Source organism: Halomonas sp. BC2, from assembly GCF_002078115.1.
Taxonomy (GTDB): domain Bacteria; phylum Pseudomonadota; class Gammaproteobacteria; order Pseudomonadales; family Halomonadaceae; genus Vreelandella; species Vreelandella stevensii.
The window spans coordinates 72,520-76,527 of the sequence record NZ_LFGT01000008.1 but is presented as its reverse complement, the minus strand read 5'-3'; the positions used below and the strand labels follow the sequence as shown (position 1 = coordinate 76,527).

Here is a 4,008-nt window from a genome sequence, read left to right as displayed (position 1 = left end):
GCCGCCGTAGACGCCGTCGCCCGGGGCGAAGTACGCAACGCCTACGCCCTGTGCCGCCCGCCGGGCCACCATGCCGAAGCCGACCAGGGCCGTGGGTTCTGCCTGTTAGGCAATATCCCCGTGGCGGTGATGCGTGCCCAGGCGCTGGGCCAGGCCAGTCGCGTGGCGATACTCGACTGGGACGTACACCATGGTAACGGCCAGCAGGCCGCGTTCTATCGCGACCCGAACACCTTCACCATCTCAATACATCAGGCAGCCAACTACCCGCTGGAGAGCGGCGCTTTCGAAGAGCAGGGGGAGGGCGCTGGAACCGGGACGAACCTCAACCTGCCGCTGCCCCCCGGATGTGGCCTGGGGGCCTATGCGTATGCCATGGAAAGCCTGGTGCTGCCTGCGCTGGAAGCCTTCCAGCCCGATCTCATCATCGTCGCCTGTGGCTACGACGCCTGTGCCAAGGACCCGCTGGGCAAGATGCTGCTCAACAGTCAGGCCTTCGCCACCATGACGGCGCAAGTAAAGGCCGTGGCGGAGCGCTGCTGCGCTGGCAAGCTGGTGATCGTGCACGAAGGCGGCTACTCCGAAGGCTACGTGCCGCTCTGCGGCCATGCGGTGGTCCAGACGCTGGCGGGCAGCACGACCGCCGTGTTCGACCCGCAAAATGACGAAATCGCCGCTTGGGGTTATCAGGCGCTGCAGCCGCATCAGCAGGCATTGATCGATAACTGGCAACGACAGTGGGAGCAAACCACCCGATGACACCTCTTCATGATCGAGACGGCTGGATCTGGCAGGACGGCCACTGGCTTGCCTGGCGAGATGCCAGGGTTCATGTGTTCACCCATACGCTACATTACGGGATGGGCTGCTTCGAGGGCGTGCGGGCCTACGCCGGTGCGCAAGGCCCGTGCCTGTTCCGGGTGGAGGAGCACACCCGCAGGCTCGTGGACAGTGCCCACGCGCTGGATATTCCGCTGCCGTTTCGTGAAGCCGAGCTGATCGATGCTCAGTGCAAAAGCATCACCAAAAACGGTTTGCAGGATGCCTACCTGAAGCCCACCGTGTTTCTGGGTTCAGAAGGCCTGGGGCTGCGCGCCCAAGGGCTGACCACCCATGTGATGATCGCCGCCTGGGATTTGGGGCCGTACCTTTCACCGCAGGCCGCGACCCATGGATTGCGTGCCTTGACCTCTTCCTGGGCGCGCCACCATGTCAACATCAGCCTGTGCCGTGCCAAGACCAGCGGCCACTACGTGAATTCGATGCTGGCGCTCAACACGGCGGTCAAGGCCGGGTTCGATGAGACCATCATGCTCGACCCCGAAGGGTACGTGGCCGAGGCCTCGGCGGCGAATGTCTTCCTGCTGCGCGATGGCATGCTGCACACCCCGGAAGTCACCTCTTGCCTGCAGGGCATCACCCGAGACAGCGTCATACAACTGGCCCGCGACGTGCTGGGCATCGAAGTGAAAGAGCGGCGTATCACCCGCGATGAGCTGTACACCGCCGACGAAGCCTTCCTGACCGGCACTGCTGCTGAAATTCTGCCGCTCAGGGAGCTGGATGGACGACGCATTGGCCATCGTGCAGAAGCACCGCCGCCCAGCGAGCCGATACCTGCCCACAGCGTCACGGCTCAGCTGCAGCAGCTCTATCGCCAGGTGGTACGCGGCGAGCTGGAGGCCTACCAGCACTGGCTGACCCCGGCATGAGAGGGGAATGGCGCCGGGGCCTGCGCGGCTAGCCGTGCTGTCGAAGCGCCTTTTCCAGCGCCGCCAACCTGCCCGGCTGCAGTGCCTCTTCTACCGCCGTGATGCGAATCACGTTGGCCAGTTGCGGGTGAGCAAGGCGGGCCACCAGCACGCCATCGTCCAGCAGCTCCTGATGCACGGCGGCGGCCAGCTCGGCGCTGGATAGGCGGATGCCGACGAAGTTGGTGGCGCTGGGCAGCACGTCTGCCCCCAGCGCCGTGAAGTGCAGCGCCAGCTGTTCACGGCGCGCTTTGACATCCGCAATATGCTGCTGCACTTCCTCGGGGTGGTCGAGCACGACCTCGGCGGCGGCCTGGGTGAAGGAAGAGACCGCGTAGTGAATACGCACTTTCATCATCATCGCCAGCACGTCGGGCTCGGCAATTGCGTAGCCAATCCGCATGCCCGCCAGGCCATGGGCCTTGGAGAGCGTGCGCAGGCGAATCACCCCCGGCAGCGCCTGGCCCAGGAACTCACTTCCCGCATCGTCACGAAAATCCCCGTAGGCCTCATCCAGCAGCAGCCAGCAGTCGTTGGGGAGCGCCTGGCGAAACTTGAGAATGGCGCTATCGCTGTGCAGGTGGCCGCTGGGGTTGTCCGGGTTGGCCAGGTACACCAGCCGCGCTTGCTCCTGATGGGCCGCTGCCGCCAGCGCTTCCAGATCGGGGGCGAGCACGCCAGGCGCTTCATGGTAGCTGGGCTCGACCAACCGGCAGCCCTGGCCCTGGGCAAAGTACCCGAAGGTGGGGTAGGTGCCTGCGGTACTCACCACGGCCTCGCCCACGCTGCAGGTGGTGCGCAGCGCCAGGGCGATCAGGCTGTCGGCACCGGCGTCCACCAGCAGGTGGTCAAGGGGAATGTCTTGCTGGGCGCTGATGCGCTGGCGAACGCCCAGCGCTTCGGCATCGCCATAGCAATACACGTGTTGTGCCACGGCATCGCCGAAGTGTTCCCGCAGCGCACGGTGGGGCATGTCCAGCCCCTCGTTGGAGCCCAGGCGGTGAGGGATCTCACGGCCGAGCCGCCGCTCCAGCACCTTGATGCCGGGGAAAGGGTTCACGGGGCCAACGCCCGTCAGGTGGTCGGGATAGCGGGGCATAATCAGGTCCTGATCAGTTCAATGTTCAACGCAATATTTTGTCACGGTTCAGCAGCTTATGAGGGTCGAGTGCCTGCTTGAGGGTATGCATCAGCGCAACCTCCTCTGCCGAGCGGCAGGTCTCCAGCCATGGGCGCTTTTCCAGGCCGATCCCATGTTCGGCAGACACCGAGCCGCCCAGCGCCGCCAGGGGTTGGTACACCAGGGTCTCGACTTCCCGGCGTACCGCTAATTCATGACTGCCCACGCACACCGAAATATGCAGGTTGCCATCGCCCAGGTGGCCAAAGACCACGAGCCGGGCATCGGGCCAGCGCTGGGTCAACTGGTGCTCCAGGGCATCGGTGTAGCGCTGCATATCGGCAATCGGCAGGCTGACATCGAACGTCAATACCGGGGTCATGGCCTTGACCAGGCCTTCGATGTCTTCACGAATGGCCCACAGGCCGTCTCGCTGCGCCGCTGATTGAGCCAGCACCGCATCGACGATCAGCTCGTTCTCCAGCGCGCTCTCCAGGGCCTCACGGAACTGGGTCGTATTGCGCTCGGCATCGCTGCCCAGGGATTCGATGATGACATAAAACGGATGGCTGGTGGCAATGGGGGGCGTGTGGCGTCCCGAGGTTTCCGTCAGCAGGCGGTAATGGTTCTGCCACATGACCTCGAAAGCCCCCAGGCTACCGCCCAGCGCCTTGCCCATGTGGCGGAGCAGGGCCGTCAAGGCCTCGAACGAAGGGCAGGCCACCAGCGCGGTTTGTTCGCTGGGCGTGGGCGGCTGCAAGCGCAGCACCGCGCGGGTCACGATACCCAGCGTGCCTTCACTGCCAATGAACAGCTGCTTGAGATCGAACCCGGCATTGTTTTTCAGCATGCGGTTCATGGAGCTCACGATACGGCCATCGGCCATCACGGCTTCCAGCCCCAGCACCTGCTGGCGCATCATGCCATAGCGGATCACCCGCACGCCCCCAGCGTTGGTGGCGATATTACCGCCAATCGTGCAACTTCCCCGGGCGCCCAAATCCAGCGGGAACTGCAAGCCCGCGTCGCTGGCGGCCTCCTGTACCCGCTGCAAAGGGGCACCGGCCTGGACGGTCAGCGTACCGCCAACGTGGTCGATCTCTTCGATGGCGGTCATGCGCTCCAGTGAAATCACCA

General features: G+C 64.5%; 4 protein-coding genes. 2 read left to right on the top strand and 2 right to left on the bottom strand.

Annotation, left to right across the window (positions count from 1 at the left end):
* Positions 1-759 (top strand): class II histone deacetylase (locus tag B7L71_RS05675; protein ID WP_081136560.1); only part of this gene is annotated, 759 nt, incomplete at its 5' end.
* Entirely contained in the window at positions 756-1,712 is a 957-nt protein-coding gene (locus B7L71_RS05670) for a branched-chain amino acid transaminase (RefSeq protein ID WP_081136558.1), read from the top strand. The genes B7L71_RS05675 and B7L71_RS05670, both read left to right, overlap by 4 nt.
* 28 nt (positions 1,713-1,740) lie before the next feature.
* Here the strand turns inward: B7L71_RS05670 and B7L71_RS05665 are convergent, their stop codons facing one another.
* Positions 1,741-2,850, bottom strand: coding sequence for a pyridoxal phosphate-dependent aminotransferase (locus B7L71_RS05665; RefSeq protein ID WP_081136556.1), 1,110 nt, complete (start codon positions 2,848-2,850; stop codon positions 1,741-1,743).
* 25 nt (positions 2,851-2,875) lie between these two features.
* Positions 2,876-4,008 (bottom strand): FAD-binding oxidoreductase (locus B7L71_RS05660; RefSeq protein WP_081136554.1); only part of this gene is annotated, 1,133 nt, incomplete at its 5' end.

What these genes read in the sequence shown, in the direction of transcription:
- B7L71_RS05670 (WP_081136558.1), top strand. Translation starts at nt 756, where the DNA reads ATGACACCTCTTCATGATCGAGACGGCTGGATCTGGCAGGACGGCCAC.
- B7L71_RS05665 (WP_081136556.1), bottom strand. Translation starts at nt 2,850, where the DNA reads ATGCCCCGCTATCCCGACCACCTGACGGGCGTTGGCCCCGTGAACCCT.